The sequence below is a fragment of the Bacteroides sp. OM05-12 genome, from assembly GCF_003438995.1.
Taxonomy (GTDB): domain Bacteria; phylum Bacteroidota; class Bacteroidia; order Bacteroidales; family Bacteroidaceae; genus Bacteroides.
This window is the reverse complement of sequence record NZ_QSUN01000007.1, coordinates 100,707-118,919: the sequence shown is the minus strand read 5'-3', so window position 1 is coordinate 118,919 and position 18,213 is coordinate 100,707. Positions and strand designations below refer to the sequence as shown.

General features: G+C 36.9%; 13 protein-coding genes. 9 read left to right on the top strand and 4 right to left on the bottom strand.

Annotated elements, in window-relative coordinates:
* Positions 1 to 5 precede the first annotated feature (5 nt).
* The 3 genes from DXB63_RS08400 (at position 6) to DXB63_RS08390 (ending at position 4,231) form a co-directional block, all read left to right on the top strand.
* Entirely contained in the window at positions 6 to 641 is a 636-nt protein-coding gene (locus DXB63_RS08400) for a DUF3256 family protein (protein WP_122125960.1), read from the top strand.
* A 6-nt stretch (positions 642 to 647) separates the two neighbouring features.
* Positions 648 to 1,667 (top strand): endonuclease, encoded by a 1,020-nt coding sequence (locus tag DXB63_RS08395; RefSeq protein WP_122125959.1) that lies wholly within the window; start codon positions 648 to 650, stop codon positions 1,665 to 1,667.
* A 161-nt stretch (positions 1,668 to 1,828) separates the two neighbouring features.
* Positions 1,829 to 4,231, top strand: coding sequence for an endonuclease (locus DXB63_RS08390; RefSeq protein WP_122125958.1), 2,403 nt, complete (start codon positions 1,829 to 1,831; stop codon positions 4,229 to 4,231).
* Positions 4,232 to 4,854: 623 nt separating this feature from the next.
* On the opposite strand, the gene DXB63_RS08385 is transcribed toward DXB63_RS08390, so the two are convergent.
* On the bottom strand, positions 4,855 to 5,895 hold the full coding sequence (locus tag DXB63_RS08385; protein ID WP_122125957.1) for an endonuclease/exonuclease/phosphatase family protein: 1,041 nt from the start codon (positions 5,893 to 5,895) through the stop codon (positions 4,855 to 4,857).
* A gap of 279 nt (positions 5,896 to 6,174) precedes the next feature.
* Between DXB63_RS08385 and DXB63_RS08380 the strand changes: the two genes are divergently transcribed.
* The 5 genes from DXB63_RS08380 (at position 6,175) to DXB63_RS08360 (ending at position 13,703) form a co-directional block, all read left to right on the top strand.
* Positions 6,175 to 9,099 carry a carboxypeptidase regulatory-like domain-containing protein gene (locus DXB63_RS08380; protein WP_122125956.1) on the top strand — a complete coding sequence of 975 codons (2,925 nt, stop codon included), beginning with the start codon at positions 6,175 to 6,177 and terminating at the stop codon, positions 9,097 to 9,099.
* Between the two features lie 14 nt (positions 9,100 to 9,113).
* Entirely contained in the window at positions 9,114 to 10,265 is a 1,152-nt protein-coding gene (locus DXB63_RS08375; protein ID WP_122125955.1) for a DUF5689 domain-containing protein, read from the top strand.
* 22 nt (positions 10,266 to 10,287) lie between these two features.
* Positions 10,288 to 11,526, top strand: coding sequence for a DUF5689 domain-containing protein (locus DXB63_RS08370; protein WP_147332273.1), 1,239 nt, complete (start codon positions 10,288 to 10,290; stop codon positions 11,524 to 11,526).
* A gap of 86 nt (positions 11,527 to 11,612) precedes the next feature.
* On the top strand, positions 11,613 to 12,983 hold the full coding sequence (locus DXB63_RS08365) for an endonuclease I family protein (protein ID WP_122125953.1): 1,371 nt from the start codon (positions 11,613 to 11,615) through the stop codon (positions 12,981 to 12,983).
* Positions 12,984 to 12,995: 12 nt separating this feature from the next.
* Positions 12,996 to 13,703, top strand: a complete 708-nt coding sequence (locus DXB63_RS08360) for a hypothetical protein (protein WP_122125952.1) — start codon at positions 12,996 to 12,998, stop codon at positions 13,701 to 13,703.
* Between the two features lie 57 nt (positions 13,704 to 13,760).
* On the opposite strand, the gene DXB63_RS08355 is transcribed toward DXB63_RS08360, so the two are convergent.
* Positions 13,761 to 14,015 carry a type B 50S ribosomal protein L31 gene (locus DXB63_RS08355; RefSeq protein WP_122125951.1) on the bottom strand — a complete coding sequence of 85 codons (255 nt, stop codon included), beginning with the start codon at positions 14,013 to 14,015 and terminating at the stop codon, positions 13,761 to 13,763.
* A 378-nt stretch (positions 14,016 to 14,393) separates the two neighbouring features.
* Between DXB63_RS08355 and DXB63_RS08345 the strand changes: the two genes are divergently transcribed.
* Positions 14,394 to 15,398 (top strand): class II fructose-bisphosphate aldolase, encoded by a 1,005-nt coding sequence (locus DXB63_RS08345; RefSeq protein WP_122125949.1) that lies wholly within the window; start codon positions 14,394 to 14,396, stop codon positions 15,396 to 15,398.
* 537 nt (positions 15,399 to 15,935) lie between these two features.
* Here DXB63_RS08345 and DXB63_RS08340 read toward each other — a convergent pair.
* Positions 15,936 to 17,390: a flotillin family protein gene (locus DXB63_RS08340; RefSeq protein ID WP_122125948.1), complete on the bottom strand. Its 1,455-nt coding sequence runs from the start codon at positions 17,388 to 17,390 to the stop codon at positions 15,936 to 15,938.
* A gap of 29 nt (positions 17,391 to 17,419) precedes the next feature.
* On the bottom strand, positions 17,420 to 17,989 hold the full coding sequence (locus DXB63_RS08335) for an NfeD family protein (RefSeq protein WP_122125947.1): 570 nt from the start codon (positions 17,987 to 17,989) through the stop codon (positions 17,420 to 17,422).
* Positions 17,990 to 18,213: the final 224 nt, after the last annotated feature.

Below are 18,213 nucleotides of genomic sequence, written 5' to 3'. Positions count from 1 at the left end.
CGGATATGAAAAAGATATTGCTTCTTATCTCACTATTATTACCTTCTTTGATGCAGTCACAGAATATAAAGGATGTTTTTATAAATATGCCTGATTCCATGTGCCTGTTGTTAACGAAGAATAATCGTGCTGATTTTGCTGATTTTCTGGAAAGTAATATGCGTGCGCAAGTAAAGAATAAGTTTGAGAATATGTCGGAGATGAAAACTTTAACAAAAGATTATCTCTTGTTGGAAACGACTTCTGCGAGTACGTTACAAATGAAGCTCTTGCCGGTTAATGACTCTGTAAATGTTATATGTGCCGTCGAAACTTATAATGGTCCGGCTAGTGACAGTCACATCTCTTTTTATTCGACAGACTGGAAAGACTTGCCTATGAGTGACTTTATAACTTTGCCATCAGTAGATGTATTTTTACAAGTATCTGATACGATTGATATTGAAAAGAGAAATCTGGCATTAAAGAAAGCGGATATGAGTCTGATAAAGGCTGATTTGTCACCGGATTCCCAAACTTTAATATTCACATATACCACGATAGATTATTTGGATAAAGATTCGTCTGAAGAATTATGTTCGTTCTTGAAGACAGATCCGGTGGTTTATGAATGGAGAAACGGACATTTTATAACTAAATAGTAGGCTATGAAGAAATTTTACTCACAGAGATTTATTGTATCTGTAGCTTTATGCTGCATATATTTGATTGCTTGGGCACAAGCACCGGATGGATATTATGATGGTGCGGATGGCAAAGGTGGTAGTGCTTTAAAAACAGCTTTGTCTGGAATAATTCGAAATCATACAGAACGTTCTTATAGTAATTTATGGACTGATTTTGAGAAAACGGATAAAACTTCTGAGGGATTTGTTTGGGATATGTATTCATCCAAAAAGTATGTATTTGGGGAAGATCAGAACCACGGACAAAGTAGTGATAGTTATAATAGAGAGCATTCTTTTCCAAAAAGCTGGTTTAATGATGCTAAACCCATGTACACTGATCTATTTCATTTATACCCCACGGATGTTCAAGTGAATAGCCAAAGGGGAAATTATCCTTTTGGAGAAACTGATAATGGGAAGAAAGCTATTGCGGAAGCGAGAGGTGTATTAGGTAAATCTTCATATCCCGGTTATTCGGGTACGGTTTTTGAACCGGATGATGAATATAAAGGTGATTTTGCCCGTACTTATTTTTATATGGTTACTTGTTATGAGCAAAATGTATCTTCTTGGAAGTGTGATATGCTTAATGGTACATCATATCCGGCTTTTTCAACGTGGGCTATGAATATGTTATTGGAGTGGAGTCGTAAAGATCCTGTGAGCCAAAAGGAAATAGATAGGAATAATGCTGTATATAAGATCCAAAAGAATCGTAACCCTTTTATTGATTTAAAAGGAATCGAAGAATATATTTGGGGAAATAAGAAAGATGAGATTTACTCTCCGACAGGAATATTTAACGGCATAAAGGTTTCTAACTTCTCGGTTTCTGCCGTAGATGGCAAAATAAGGGTTACAACAGATAAAGAAAACCTGGTGCGAATTTACGATGTAGTAGGTCGTCTTATCAAACAAACAATTGTAGATGCCGGTGATACGGAGTTCTCGCTTCCTTCAGGTATGTATATTGTTAACGGACATAAAGTTGCTTTGTAGATCAGGGAATAGATTGTAATATATAGTGTGAGCCGTCATTGTTTTGAAAAACAGACAATGACGGTTTTTCTTTTTTGCTCTTCATAAGAAAAATATATTAATTAATTATGAGTTAGTTGTTTAATTTTCGATATATTTGTCAGAACATAAAAACAATTGTTATGAGAATGAAGTCTCCTTATATCATTAGTCTGCTTTTTTTAGTCGTTTCGTTGCAGCTATGGGCTGCTATTCCTCCCGGATATTATAATCAGGCGGAAGGAATGAAAGAACGTCAGTTGAAAACTGCTTTACATAATATTATAAAAGATGCAACAGTCTTGAAATATGGTGGTCAGGGCGTAGGCTATACTTGGGAAGGCTTTACAAAGACAGATATGTTGGATGGGAATAAAGTACTGGATCGCTATTCAAATATAGAACGTGAATTTAATGGCTTGAAGGCGGTGTCCGGTATGAATATCGAACATGCTTTTGCCAATAGCTGGTGGGGCAAAATAGAGAATCAGGCATATAAAGATTTGCATCATTTGTATCCGTCGGATGGCCCTGCAAATATTAAGAAGAGTAATCATCCGATAGGTGTGGTAGATGGTGAAAATCCTTATGATAATGGTGTTATCAAGGTCGGAAAATCATCATCTCGTGGTGAAGTAATGACAGCTTGGGAGCCGGCTGATAGATATAAAGGAGATTTTGCCCGTACCTATCTGTATATGGTAACTTGCTATGAAGATTTTGCAGACTTATGGCGGGGGGACGGACTTAAATATTTGTTAGAGAATAATACGTATCCGGTATTTCAGGAATGGGCTTATAAATTACTATTGAAGTGGTGTAAGGATGATCCTGTGGATGATTTGGAACGTGAACGAAATGAGAGCGTTTATGCGATACAAGGTAATCGTAATCCGTTTATTGATTATCCTGACTTGGCAGAATATATTTGGGGAGACCGGACTTCAACGGCCTTTTATACGCAGCCGGAGTCTTTAAGTCCGGAATTATTTATACCGGAAGATAAGTCTACAATAGACTTTGGCTTGCAGGCTTTAAGCTTGGGAGCGGAGAAAACATTTACGGTTAGAGGACGGAATTTGTCTGAAGATGGTTTAACGATAAGTTCTTCTAATAATTTATTTGCCCTTTCGAAGCAAAAAGTGACTTCGGAAGAGGTAGAAAAAGGAGTGGAAGTTATCGTGAGTTGTGCTCCTACTGTTGCGGGGCAGCAGAGCGGAGTGTTGACTTTTTCGTATGACGGCAAAATAGAAACGGTAACTGTCCTGGCTGACTTTTGGGATGGCATTCCGGCTTATGAGGCTAAGAATATTGTTTGTACGCCATACTCGAAGAAGTTTACAGCGAGTTGGATGAAAATGCCCGGTGTTTCAGAAGTAACTTTGTCTGTATATACCAAAGATGGTGATCAGAATCAACCGTTATCAGGGTATCCTAAGAAAGTGACCTCTACGGAAGAAATCATTGATGTGCCTAAAGCTGCTACTACCTATTATTATAAGGTAGAAACGGATGATATGGTATCTAATGAAGTGGCGGTTGTAATGCCGGCAGTGGAACCTGTGTTTTCCGCATCTACTACAGAAATATCTTTTTTTACTGCTCCGGGCAGGCCTTCATTTGCTCAACAGGTGAAACTTACAATGGTAGGAATGACTACGTATCGTACGGAGATTGTTTCTGTATATCCATTTCAGGTAAGTATAGATGGTGAAAATTGGGGAGAACAAGCGGTAATAACCAATGGGAATAATCCGGTTTTATATGTGCGTTTAGGAGCTGTTGATGAAGGGATTTATGAAGAAGAGATAATCCTTTCTACTCTGGATGTAGATGATGATATTGTTATTAACGTATCGGGAGAGGCAAACAAGGAAAAAGCCTTTTTTGAGAACTTCGAAAACGGATCAAAAAGTGCCTATGCAGAGGGAGTGGTTGTCTGTTCTGCTGCTTCTTGGAAATTAAATGATGCTGTAATTGGAAATCTTGAAAATGATAAAAAGAATGATTCAAAGAGTGTACGTCTACGTAATGAGGGAATTTTAGAGATGCAAGATGCCAAGATGGGAGGAGTAGGCACGCTTTCTTTCTATGCCGGGGTGTATGGGACTGATGCAGTAAGTAGTTTCTCTGTTTTCTATAATTTGGACGGTGGTGAGTGGATACCCATAGAGGAAAAACTGCCTTTAATAAAAGGAGAATGGCGGGAGTATTCTTATCCGTTAAATAAAGAAGGTAATATTCGCTTGAAATTTGAACAAGTAGGGGGAAGCTCAAGTAAACGGATTAATATTGATGATATTACGATGGATGATTATGAAGATCCCTCCGGTTTGAAAAAGCATACCGAATCGGGATGCATCATTCATTCATCTCAAGGCGTTTTAACGGTTGTAACTTCGGAAAAGTCTGTTTTATCGCTTTATTCCCTACAAGGAACATTGATTATGCAAGTAGGAGTGGAAGAAGGAGAAAATAGTTACTCTTTATCTTCCGGGGCATATATCGTAAAGGTAGGGACACAAACAAAAGTTGTTTGTTTATGATTCATCGTCAGATAATATTGGGATAAATTGCATGAAGATCTTGTTGAATGGTGATACCTGATGTTCAGCATACGGTCGATTGTTTGCCAACGATAGGAGTTTGTGAACAAAGGACCGTACCTTTGTTTTCAACCGACCGTATGTTTGTTTTCAAACGTCCTTATGCTTTTTTCAAACAACCTGATGGTTTTAAAAAACATTAAGGTGCTTGCAGGTGAAAAACAGTATAAAAAAACGAATTGCCCTTTATTAACCTTCAATCTTTCAACTTGTAAATTTAAGTTTGATTATCAGCTTGTTGCCCTGAACCATTCTCCGGAAAAAGGTTCAGCCGGCAGAAAGAACTGAATGATATGCTGAATGGTTCCATCTTTCAGGATAACTCGTTCATTACCAATATGAAATTGGCAAACTGAAGGATGAAGCTTATAAGTGATAGTTGCTTTGAGAGTATACAAAGAAAAGAAGATTCGGGCTTATCCTCTGTTAATGTCGATTGAGCTATGGTATAAAATATACGGTTGATTAATTACGGACTTTTTCGTTTGTAATTAATCAACCGTATGTTATAAATCAGAAACTAATAACTATTATGATGATATTGTATTCACCATTGAAAATTGTTATTCTATTTCTTTAGCCAAATAAATAATAGTAGGGAAGTGGTCGCTATAACCATTTAAATAAACCCCACCGGCATGCGTTCGCTTAGGATAACCTTTGTATTTTCCTTCTTCTTGTTTTAAGAAATTGCGATTAAATACTTCCGATTTTACATATTTCAAAGAAGAACGATCATTGCCGACAAGGTTGGCGGAAATGATGATTTGGTCAAATAGATTCCACTGTCCTTGGTAGGCTAATGAACCGATACCTTTATCTAGAAGTTGCCACATGGTATTAAAGTATCCTCCGGGTTTTACATCTTGTTGCTTTTTTACAGCTCCCAATATTACTTTGCAACTTGTATTCATCGGATCATCGTTTAAATCGCCCATTATAATTACTTTGGAATTTGGGTCTGACGTTATAATTGAATCTGCAATGTGCTTGGTTAATGCCGCTGCCGCTTCTCTTTTAGGTCTGGAACGTTTTTCACCACCTAGTCTGGAGGGCCAGTGGTTTACGATAACATGAACTCTTTCACCGGCAAGAATCCCACTGACAAGTAATTGATCTCTGGTACGCATTGCTGTATCTTCAGGGAATACTAAACGGTAACTCTTACTGCTTTCTACTTTATATTGTAGTGAATCGTAGATTAAACCAACATCGACACCACGTCTGTCAGGTGAGTCATAGTGGACAATACCGTATTTGCGTGTTGCCAACTTACCGGTATGTATAAGATCCTCTATTACTCCTCTGTTTTCTATTTCGGAAATACCAATAAATGCAGGTCCGTTAGGGCAGGGGAAGGGACCGTCGGTTGCTAATTGGCTGATAGCATATGCCAGGTTTTTCAGCTTATTCTTATATTTCATTCCTGTCCATTTCATGCTTCCGGTAGGAGTGAATTCTTCGTCATTTACATTCGGTTGATTTATTGTATCAAATAAGTTTTCCAAATTGTAAAAAGCTACAGGGTAAATGGCAACCTTTTTGTTTTGTGCAGTTATTGAAATAGCACATAACAAGCATAACATTAAAAGGTACTTCTTCATAAAATTATAAAATTAGTTATTATTGGATTTATGTTATCAAATACAAATAAGTCGTTAATGCAAAAGTCAGAAAAAAAAATGGAATACGCGTTGCTTTTTTATTAAATTTGGGAAGAATGATAGCTAAAAAGCTTAAAATAGCTTCGTCTTTGAAAAATAAATAGGTTTGTAATATGAATAATCGAAAATAATATATTATTTTGCAAAACTATTCGCCTCTTTAAAGAGAGGAAAATAGGGATGTGAATTTAATAATTATAAATAAATATTTAGTATTCTATGGTTCAAAAATTATGCTTGTTTATAATGCTCTTTTTAAGTGCGTCAGTTTATGCGCAAAATAGCAGTGTAAAAGGAGTTGTTATAGATTTTGAAACAGCACAACCGGTTCCGGGTGCTAAGGTTTCGTTGCAGAACAAGGATGTGTCTGTCGTTTCCGGAAGAGATGGAGGTTTTGTCTTTAAGAATTTATCTTCAGGGCAAGATGTGGTTAACATTTCGGTGCAGGGATATGAATCTTATCACCAAAGCTTTTTGATCGGAAAAGATGAAAGCGTGGATTTGGGCTCAATTCCAATGGTTAAGAATTCCACTACAAATAAGTCGGAAGAGAATATTCAGATATTCGATGAGTCAATGTTGGACGATGATGATAATACGTCATCTCAATCATCATCTTATTTGTCCGGCGCTTCGGATGATACCTATTTGAAAGCAGCCAGTTATAATTTTAGTCCTATGCGATTCAATCTTAGGGGGTATGACCAATCTTCTCAGGCTACTTATATAAATGGAGTGAATTTTACAGATCAGGAGCGTGGACGTTTTAATTACTCTAGTTTAGGAGGTCTGAACGATGCATTTCGTAATAAGGATATTATTAATGGTATAGAAAATAGTTCTTTTGCTTTCGGATCATTGGGTGGTGTAACGAATATTAATACGAATGCTTCTGCGTATGCTCCGGGAACTAAAGTTGGTTTAGCGTATACAAACCGGGCTTATATGCTCCGTGGTACAGCAACACACTCTACCGGATTGATGAGTAATGGTTGGGCGTTTACTGCATCGGCAATCTGGCGTTGGGCGAATGAAGGGCGTATCGACGGTACTTTTTATAATTCGGTAGGATATTTCCTTTCTGCAGAGAAGATATTGAATGATCGTCATCGAATAGCTTTGGTCACTTATGGTGCTCCTACCAAGCGTTCTCAATCAGCTGCTGTAACTCAGGAGGTTTATGATCTGGCAAAGAGTGGAATCTATTATAATCCTTATTGGGGATATCAAAATGGTGATAAACGTAATTCCCGTGTCGTAAATAGTTATGATCCGTCAGTAATTGCCAACTGGATATTTGATATAACAGAAAAGCAGAAACTGAAGACAGGTATTGGTTTCCATTATAGTAAATATAGTAATACAGCATTGGGATTTTATAATGCTGCTGATCCTCGTCCTGATTATTATAGGAATCTTCCTAGTTATCAATACAATGATTTGATAGCTACAAATACAGGAAAGGATTATATAAATTATGAATTGATGGAACAAATCACGCAGTCTTGGAAGAATGATGATACAGATGTGACTCAAATAAATTGGAATTCTTTGTATCATTCAAACTATTTAAATAATATAGCTAATCCGGATGGTAGTGCGAAGTATGTATTGGAGGAACGCCATAATGATTTGATGGAGGTTGTGCTGAACTCTGTTTATACGAATGAATTCAGTAATCGCTTTAAATTAATAGGTGGAATTGAAGCGAAGTACTCTAAAGGTATGCATTATAAAACAATGAATGATCTCTTAGGTGGAAATCAATGGATTGATATTGATCAGTTTGCAGAGCGTGACTTTACGGGTGATCGAAATATTATTCAGAATGACTTAAGAAATCCGAATCGAAAAATAAAAGAAGGGGATATCTTTGGTTATGATTATGATATGAATGTGATAAAGGCAAGTGCATTCTTGCAAAACGAATGGACGCTTCCTCGTTTTGATGCTTTTTATGCAGCTCGTTTGACTTACACAACTTTCCAACGTGATGGCCATATGGAAAATGGACGTGCAACGGCTGTAGATGCACTATCTTATGGTAAAGGTAAAAGCTATTACTTTGTAGATCCAAGTGTGAAAGCCGGATTCGTTTATAAGATAAATGGACACCATCGTTTATCGGTGAATGGTTTGTTTGAAACGCGTGCTCCTTTTGCTGGATATTCATATATAGCTCCTCGTGTGAAAGATACACGTATCAGTGGCTTAAAAGCGGAATCTGTTTACTCTTGGGATATTAATTATATGTTTTCTACTTCTGTAGTGAAAGGACGTATTTCTGCATTCCAGACATTTATTACGGGAGCAACGGAAGGAACAGGATATTACCATGATGAATTCAGAACTTTTGTGAATCATACTTTATATGATGTTAATAAGAGATATCAAGGTATCGAAGCAGGTATTACTATCAAGTTGAATAATAGCTTCTCTGTTGATTTGGCTGGAACGTTCGGTGATTATCGCTATACAAACAATGCCAAAGGGGTAATGAGTGCAGAGAGTGGAGTCAATCTGTTAACAGGTGAATTACCTACAACTTTGGAAGCCAGAAAAGCTGCTGATGTAAGAGAAATGGTTTATACTAAAGATTTGCATGTAGCTAATGGACCTCAGACTGCTGCCAGTATTACATTGGATTATTTTCATCCTAAGATGTGGTTTGCCAATATAACGCTTTCTTATTTTGATAAGAATTATCTTGATTTCTCTCCATCACATTTTACAGAAATGAACTATTATGGAGGTACTTATATGAATGAAGCAGGACAGTATCAAAAATATAGTGGTTATTTGAAAAAGGATAATATCTATGCAACAGATGCTGATCGTAATAGAGCTAATTCATTGAAAGAAATGTTTGGTACGCAAGAAAAACTGAAAGGAGGCTTTATGTTGGATGCTTCTGTAGGAAAAGTTATTTATTTAAATAACAGGAAGCAATCTCTTAACTTCAACTTGAGTTTCAATAATATTTTGAATAATGAAGATATGGTGACCGGTGGTTATCAGCAAGGACGTATTGGACGTAATAATAAAAGTGCAACCCGCGCTATTGAATTGGTAGACAGATACCCTAATAAATATTATTATGCTTGGGGATTTAATTGCTTCCTTAATGTAGGTTATAAATTTTAATTATTGAATAGAGTATGAAAACATTTAAATATATAATATGTATATTATTGTCATCAGTCGTTTTTGTGAATTGTGCGGATGACTTTGATGCGATTCCTGAAGGTAGTTTGATTTTGCCTGAAGATACGGAGGAATGGGAAACTACAATGACAATTGGGGAATTGATCAATCGCTATGATCGTATTGATAATCTGTATATTTATGATGATGATACGTTGCATATTGCTCCGCACGGTAAAAGTTTTGTTATAAATCATGAAATAGATTCTATGTATAATCAAGTTCCTTGGCATATTGAATATAAAGGTAAAGTGATACCAGTACAAAAAGATACTACTATTACATATAAGAACTTATTTACTAATGTAACGATTGAGTCAGATAAAGATATTTATATACGTGGAAGGGTTATCTCATCTGATACGGCAGGGAATGTCTATAAGTATATGGTAATTGAGGATTTGCAGACCAAACAAGCATTAAAAGTATCTGTTGATGCCGGTAGTTTAGGCGGTATTTTCCCTTTGGGACAAATTGTTGCTATTAAATGTAATGGCTTGGTGATGGGGCGTTATGCAGAAATGCCACAATTGGGAGTGGCCGGATATCGTGATGATGATAAAATCCGTTTTGAGCCGGGACGTATTCCTTATTCTTTAGTGCCCAGTCATTTTATTCGGATTGGTAGACCGGATGCTTCTAAAGTAGTGGCAGATACATTAACTATAGGAGAATTGTTAATGAAAGATTCTACTTATTACGGCCGTTTGGTTTGCATAAAAAATGTGATGTTCACAAATAGAAACGATAATGGTAAAACATTAGGTCCCAGATATCCATTGGTGAAACTTACAGAAAAGAATGTGGATAACGGTACGTATGAATTGAATCCGATATTTGCCCCATCTACCTATTCTACTTCTAAAAAATATAACATAGGTTATCCGGTTTCCCGTGAGATAAAAGATGGTACAGGAAGTAGCTATATTTCAACAAGTGAGTACGCTAATTTTGCAGAAACATTAATACCTAAAGAAGGTGAAACCGGTATGGTAACAGCAATTGTTGGCTGGTTTAAGGATAAAAATTCAGCTGACGGAAAAATCCAGTTAACTATTCGGGCGTTAAGTGATTTAAATGGATTTACTTCTTTAGGAAAAGAATAATGATAAAAAATAAAGAATGATTATGAAGAACTTAGGAAAAATAATAGGGCTGCTTTTAATTACATCCATTTTTTCATTTGTAGCCTGTGATAATGTCGGTGAAGATGATCCTTTTTTGAAACCGGGGGAAGGGGTTGTCATTAAAGATGCAATCTATAATGAAACGTTCGAAGAAACTCTTGGAGGTTTTAAAAATTACAGTGTATCGGGAGTAGATACTTTTGCTATAGATTATGGAGCAGCCCAAGTATCAGGATATGTTGATAATGTCAATAGGGAGAATGATCTTTGGCTTATTTCTCCTACAATCAATTTAGCAAATGTGGATTCGGCATATGTTTATTTTGAATATATATTCCGCTATGGAGCATCTTTAAATGATATATCATTTAATGTCACAGAGGATTTAACCTCTAATGATCCTGAAGTGTGGACAAGTCTGGAATTTGACTTGGTAAGTGCCAGTGATTGGAATACTTGGACTAAGCCGGAAATTGATCTGACAGCGTATTCCGGTAAGAAAATCCGTTTGGCATTTCATTATATATCGACAACAGTTAAAGCCGGAACTTGGGAGATTAAGAATTTTGCTATCTATAAAGGAAGCATTCCTCCAATGGTGCCGGAAGACAATCCTGCATTTGATGTTGAAGAGGTTTCGATAGCTCAGATTAGATCTATGTATCAGGGAGCGACAGTTAAGATTGCCGGAGAAGGTAAAATTGTTGGTGTGGTAATATCTGATAATGTTGGGGGTAATTCATCTTCTTTGAGAAATATGGTTATTGCTTCTGAAGATAATAGTACAGGTATAATGATTCGTTGTACAGGAAATGCATCTTATACATTAGGGGATAAAGTCGAAATATTAGTGAAAGATCAATCTTTGGAACAATATAATGGAGCAATGCAACTTAATAATGTGCCTTTAACTAATATTCGAGTAATTGCTAAAAATGTAAATATCGAATCGAAAAAGATGACCGTGGCGGAATTAGTGACTAATATTGATGCTAGTGAGTCTACTTTAGTAACAGTGAATGGTACAATTACGAATCCTAATGGAACAACATATGGTAGTAGTAGTAAACATACTACATTGAAGATAACGGATGGTGCTTCTTCCATTTCATCTTTTGTTGCCAGTTATTCTTCATTTGTAAATGAACAAATACCGGAAGGTACACATGAAATTACCGGTATTGCAGGGATTAATGGAGGACCTCAATTAAATATTCGTAATCTAAAGGATGTTAAATAGGACTATTTGTCCAATTTTTCAAGAAATAGGGCATTGTAAAAGATGCCCTATTTTTATCTTTGCATATTAATTAAATTATAGGTGAAATGTTATATAAGAAGATACCATTGTTTTTTCTATTTTTCTTGTTTGCGGTATGTATTCTCGCTCAAATGCCGGAGTATTATTCGGATAAGCTGAATGGAAAGAAAAATAAAGAATTGAAAACGACCTTATATTTATTATTGAAAGATCACACGAGAATTCCTTATGGATCTTCATATGGAGCTACATGGACTGTATTTAGAAAAAGTGATGTACGTCCGGATGGAAGTATATGGGATATGTATTCTAATACGAGGCGTAGTTTTCCGAGTGGCACTACCGGTTCCAATCGTGATATGAATATAGAACATAGTGCGCCTAAAAGTTGGTGGGGAGAAGGGTCTGATTCACGTGAATTTCAATATGATGCATCCTTTGATTTACATCATTTGGTTCCTTCTGACGCAAAGGCCAATATGGCAAAAAGTAATTATATTTTAGGTGAAGTTGAGACTGCGACTTTTGATAATGGAGTGTCGAAAGTAGGAACAGCTTATGTTGGTAATCAAGCAGTCAGCGCCTTTGAACCGGCTGATGAGTATAAAGGTGATTTTGCCCGTATGTATTTTTATGTAGTTACTTGTTATCAGAATTATTCATGGGTATCTAGTGGAGCAAAAATGTTTCAAAGTAATGAATATCCTACTCTGACAGATTATGGTAAAGAGCTTCTGCTAAAATGGCATCGTCAGGATCCTGTATCTCAAAAGGAAATAGACCGTAATAATGCCGTTTATTCTTTCCAGCATAATCGTAATCCATATATTGATTATCCGGATCTTGTGGAGTATATTTGGGGTAAGAATATAGGTGTGGAATATTATATGGAAAATATTCCACATATCTTGGAATATAAATCCGGTGATTTCATAGAATTTCCGGATACTAAGAAAGGTATAACATTATATAAAACCATTCATTTGCAAGGAAAGGATATAAAATCAAAAGTTTCTTTATCTATAAGTGGTGATAATTTTGTAGTCAAGCCTACTGAAGTTACAGCGGATCAATTAAATAAAGGTATAGATATAGAATTGATTTATATTCCGTTAGGATTTGGTTGGCAATCAGAAGACTTACTTATCTCCGGTGGAGGACTTGCCGATAATATCGTGATACATTTGAAAGGCTTATCTGTTCCGGAGCAGGTCGCAAGAATTTTTCCGGTTGACTTGAAAGCTTCTTATAGGTTAAATGACGGCAGTGTGCCATTGCAATTGAATATAGATGGAGCAAGTGCGTGGAGTGGCAATGGAGTTGCTTTGGTTAATGGAGGGTATGTGTTTAATCCTGAGGTAGCCGGTGTGGGAACACATTATTTAAGTTGGAATTGTAATGGTGTTAGTGGAAAAGTAAAAGTTATTGTAAAATAGAGTATAAAGTATATGAGATATAATAAAAGTTTGAGAGATGGTGTTTGTCTCTGGAGTTTACCTTTGTTATTGCTGCTGTGTTTATTTGCTTGTAAGGATGATTCTGAAGAATTCAGTCTGAGTGAAAGCCGGATGGAGATATTTTTGAATGGGACATTTGATTTATCTGTTAAGGGTACGGATACATATACCATTACTCTTTCGGATGGAGGCATTGTAGAATATGCAACAAAAGGGAATATAATTACTGTAAAAGGTGTGGGGAAAGGGGCTACTACGATGGAGGTTACTGCATCGAATGGCTTAAAGAAGAACTGTTTTATCATTGTTCGTGAGAATAAGGCTGATATAAACTTTTTGGAAGATCCTCTCTCGCGTGTAGAGTGGAATACCGAAATCGGTTGTTCTGATGCGCAAGATGGATTCTCTTTCGCTGAATATAAATCTATGGATGCTTTTGGAGGCGGTAATGCCAATACGATGACTTATGACTTTTCAACAGTGGAGGATACAGAGGTATTTTATAGGGTGAGTGCAAAAGGTGATTTTACTGTTGCCGGTGACTTATCAGATGGACTGGTTGTTGTTAAGAAAGATAATAAAATGGAGTATTATAAGGCGGATAAAGTTGTTCTTAAACAAATTAAGGATGGACAATTTTATATATTATTTTATTTGCCGGATAATATAACTGTGCGTGTGGTAACAATGGCTTTATAAAACAAAACAGGCTGTTTCGAATGAAACAGCCTGTTTTGTAGAATTATTTCTACCGAATTATTTTTTCTTACGGTCACCGTAACGACTCATGAACTTGTCTACACGTCCTGCTGTATCTACTAACTTAGATTTACCAGTATAGAACGGGTGAGAAGTACTAGAGATTTCAAGTTTTACCAATGGGTAAGTTTCACCTTCAAATTCAATTGTTTCTTTAGTTGAACAAGTTGAACGTGATAAGAACACATCACCGTTTGACATGTCTTTGAAAACTACCGGACGGTATGCTTCTGGATGAATACCTTTTTTCATTTCAATATTTGTTTTTTAATTATTATATCGTTTACTATTTTGGTAATAAATAGTGTAATGGTCATTTTAGGCTGCAAAGATATTACTTTTCTTTTGAATAGAAAAAGTTTAGGGCTTGTTTTTTATTTGATCAATGACTTTTATGAAAATATTCTTATAATAAAGGATTTAAGGTAGAAGATCGCTTTTAAATCAATCGGATTAATTGATTGCTATATGGACATTACAATAAAATATTAATGGACTTAATATTCCTAAATAACCAGATTAAATGCGTCCTTTATTAAGATATTTTCTTTTGCCGGATTGTTGTTTATGAACTATTATGATTAATTTTGCGTAGAATTTTTGATTCACTAACAATTAATATTAAACAAGATGGTTAATTACAAAGATTTAGGGCTGGTAAATACTAGAGATATGTTTGCTAGAGCCATTAAAGGCGGATATGCAATTCCTGCTTTTAATTTTAATAACATGGAACAATTACAGGCTATCGTTAAGGCTGCTGTAGAAACAAAATCACCGGTTATCCTTCAGGTTTCTAAAGGTGCGCGTAATTATGCTAACCAGACTTTGCTTCGTTACATGGCTGAAGGAGCTGTAGAATATGCGAAAGAACTAGGATGTGCTCATCCGGAAATTGTTCTTCATTTGGATCACGGAGATTCTTTCGAACTTTGCAAATCTTGCGTAGATATGGGATTCTCTTCTGTAATGATCGACGGTTCTCATCTTCCTTATGATGAAAATGTAGCTCTTACTAAGAAAGTAGTAGAATATGCTCATCAGTTTGATGTAACTGTAGAAGGCGAACTTGGTGTATTGGCTGGTGTTGAAGACGAAGTTTCTGCAGATCACCACACATATACTGAACCGGAAGAAGTAGTAGACTTCGTAACAAAAACCGGATGTGATAGCTTGGCTATTTCTATCGGTACTTCTCACGGAGCATACAAATTCAAACCGGAACAATGCCATGTTGATCCGAAAACAGGTCGCTTGGTTCCTCCTCCATTAGCATTTGATGTATTGGATGGTGTGATGAAAGAACTTCCGGGATTCCCTATCGTTCTTCACGGATCATCTTCTGTACCACAGGAAGAAGTTGAAACAATCAATAAGTTTGGTGGTAAACTAGAGGCTGCTATCGGTATTCCTGAAGATGAACTTCGTAAAGCTGCTAAATCTGCTGTTTGCAAAATCAATATTGACTCAGACAGCCGTTTGGCTATGACAGCTGCTATCCGTAAGGTCTTTGCAGAGAAACCTGCAGAATTCGATCCACGTAAATATTTAGGTCCGGCTCGTGACAATATGGAAAAGCTTTACAAGCATAAAATTGAGAACGTTCTTGGTTCAGCAGGCAAATTAGCTGAATAATAGTTCTCTGTTGAGTATACATTGAAGAGCAGTCTTGAGTAGATCAAGGCTGCTTTTTTTATGAAGTTATTCCAATAGCCTTAATCTATCGAATAGCATAGTTCTTTGGAATTCATTTCTATATCTTTCATCTTTCAGTTTACGGAATTTATCTCTGATTAACAATCTGTTATCCTGAATGATGCCATCTTTCAGCTGAAAGTTCGGGGCAAGCTAGGCATACTCGGCACTAGCTATTGGCTGAATCTTTTCGATAGTAAAGGTTCAGGATAATATATTGATAATCAAATAATAATTTGCAAGCTGAAGGATTGAAGGAGTAATGGGAGTAATTCTATTTTCTAAAGGATTTCTGTCAGTAAAATGCAGCATTTACCGAATTCGGACGGAGGTTGTAAGAATTCACCTTGATGTTTTCTGAAAACATCAGGTTGATTGAAAACAAACATACGGTCGATTGAAGACAAAGGTACGGTCGTTTGTCTGCAAACTCCTATCGTTTGTAAACAATCGACCGTATGTTGTGATAGCCCTTTCTTATTTCTTTGGTTCAGGAGAAACTTCTTTCACTTCTTCCGCATGAGTCGGTTCTTTTTTCTCTTCCGTACCTTTTAAATAAGAAGGTAGGTTGAGACCTGCCATATTGAATAAATCATTTAATGGAGGAACAGACTTCATCATTCCGGAAATAAAGTTTGCAGTAGAGGTGTTACCGTTTCCTTCGCCATTTGTATTACCGTCCCAAACAGTAATCTTATCGATTTTGATGTTTTTAACAGCTTCTACCTGTGTCTTAACCAGTTCCGGAAGTTTATCCGTGATAAGCATCATGACTGCTTTGTCCGGATTTCCGCCCGCTGCTTTTACGATACGGTCGTATCCTTCCGCTTGCTTGGTCAGTATTTCGTACATACCTTGTGCTTCTGCCGCCATTTTTGCATAAATGGCATCGGCTTCACCTTTGGCTCTACGGCGTAGGCGTTCTGCTTCTGCCTCTGCATCGATAATTGCCTTTTCCTTTTCTATCTGGGCAGGAACCACGATGTTGGCTGTTTGAGTCGCTTTTTCTCTGTCGGCACGTGCTAATTCCGCTTCTTTTTCTGACAGATATGCTTCTTCCAATGCTTTTGCAGATTGAACTTTTTCGGCAGCAACTGCTTTACGAGTGGCTTCCGCTTCTTTTTCACGACGGGTCGCATCTGAATTGGCTATCGCAATTTTGGCATTGTTTTCACCTTCCACTGCCGTAGCATTTGCTTCGGAAGTACGGATACGCGTATCACGTACTGTTTCTGCGATACGGATATCTTTATCCCGGTCGGCTTCCGCTTTACCGATTTCACCGAATCTGTTTTGTTCGGCTACGCTCTTTTTAGCATCGTTAATTGCTTTTGCAGCAGCTTCTTTTCCCAAAGCCTCGATATATCCGGATTCATCGCGAAGGTCGGTAACATTAACATTGATAAGTTTCAAACCTATTTTACGCAGTTCGGCTTCTACATTGGCACTGACATTTGCCAGAAACTTATCACGGTCTGAGTTGATTTCTTCAATATCCATGGTTGCAATAACCAAACGGAGCTGCCCGAAAAGAATGTCGGTAGCCAGGTTCTGAATATTTTCTGTCCGTTGCCCCAGCAAGCGTTCGGCGGCGTTTGTCATGCTTTCCGGCTCTGTCGATATTCCCACAGTGAAACGGCAGGGGACGTCGACACGGATGTTTTGTTTACTCAATGCATTTGTCAGGTTACATTCGATAGAAATAGGAGTAAGGTCTAGGAATGCATAGCTTTGGAATACCGGCCATATAAAAGCCGCTCCACCATGTATGCAGCGTGCAGAACTGACTCCGCCCTCTTTATTCTTTCCGGTACGACCGTAAACGACAAGAACTTTATCGGATGGACAACGCTTGTAACGGGATAGAATAGCCGCAAAGGATATGAACAGAACGGCTACAATAACTGCAATTAGATATAAACTAGGTGCCATAGATATTAATTATTTAGAAAATGAATAAATCAGAGTTTCTCTATCAATAGAGTATTTTCATTGATAATGTCTTTTACCCGCACAGGTGTCCCGTTTGCAAGTTTTTCTCCATCGGTAATAGCATCATATTCACGGGTAGCCCCCTGAATGCTGATTTGTACTTTCCCTTCTCCTTGTCTTGAAGCAGGAATGGTAAGGTAAACTGTGCCTTTGCATCCGACAGCCATATTAATGCTGATATTGCCGGACTGTTCCATGCCGCTCAACCATTTAAAAATGAGCATGACAGCTGTCACTAAAAGTACTCCGACGATAATTGCGATGAAGAGTAAAAGGAAAGTGTTATCTATATTGGGTCTCAGGGCGATTGCAGTCCAACCGAATCCCAAAAAGAAATTTATGAAATTGCGGAATGTAAATAGTTGGAACGGTTGATCGTGTGATGGAATGTCGCTGCTGATATCCGTATTAAAATCCGTACCGGAATCCATACCGATGAAAGTCATGATACTTTGTACAACGAAAACCAAACTGGAGAAAATACTGATACCCCAAAGTGATTTCATGAATAAATCTAATGAATCCCACCATTCTTGCATAGTCTTATTTATTTTGTTAATAATTAAAGCCTTGTCTGACAATTCTTAGTCAGACAAAAATAGTAATAAAATTCATAAAGCATTGGCTTTTATCAACAATTTTGCTTGTTCTTGTCTTGAAAAGAATCTTTTTGTTTTTTACGGTAGCCTAAACGCCTATCAATAAGATTCTAGAAAGGAAAAGTCTCGTGATATATTTATTTGTGTTCATTGCAAAAAAGATT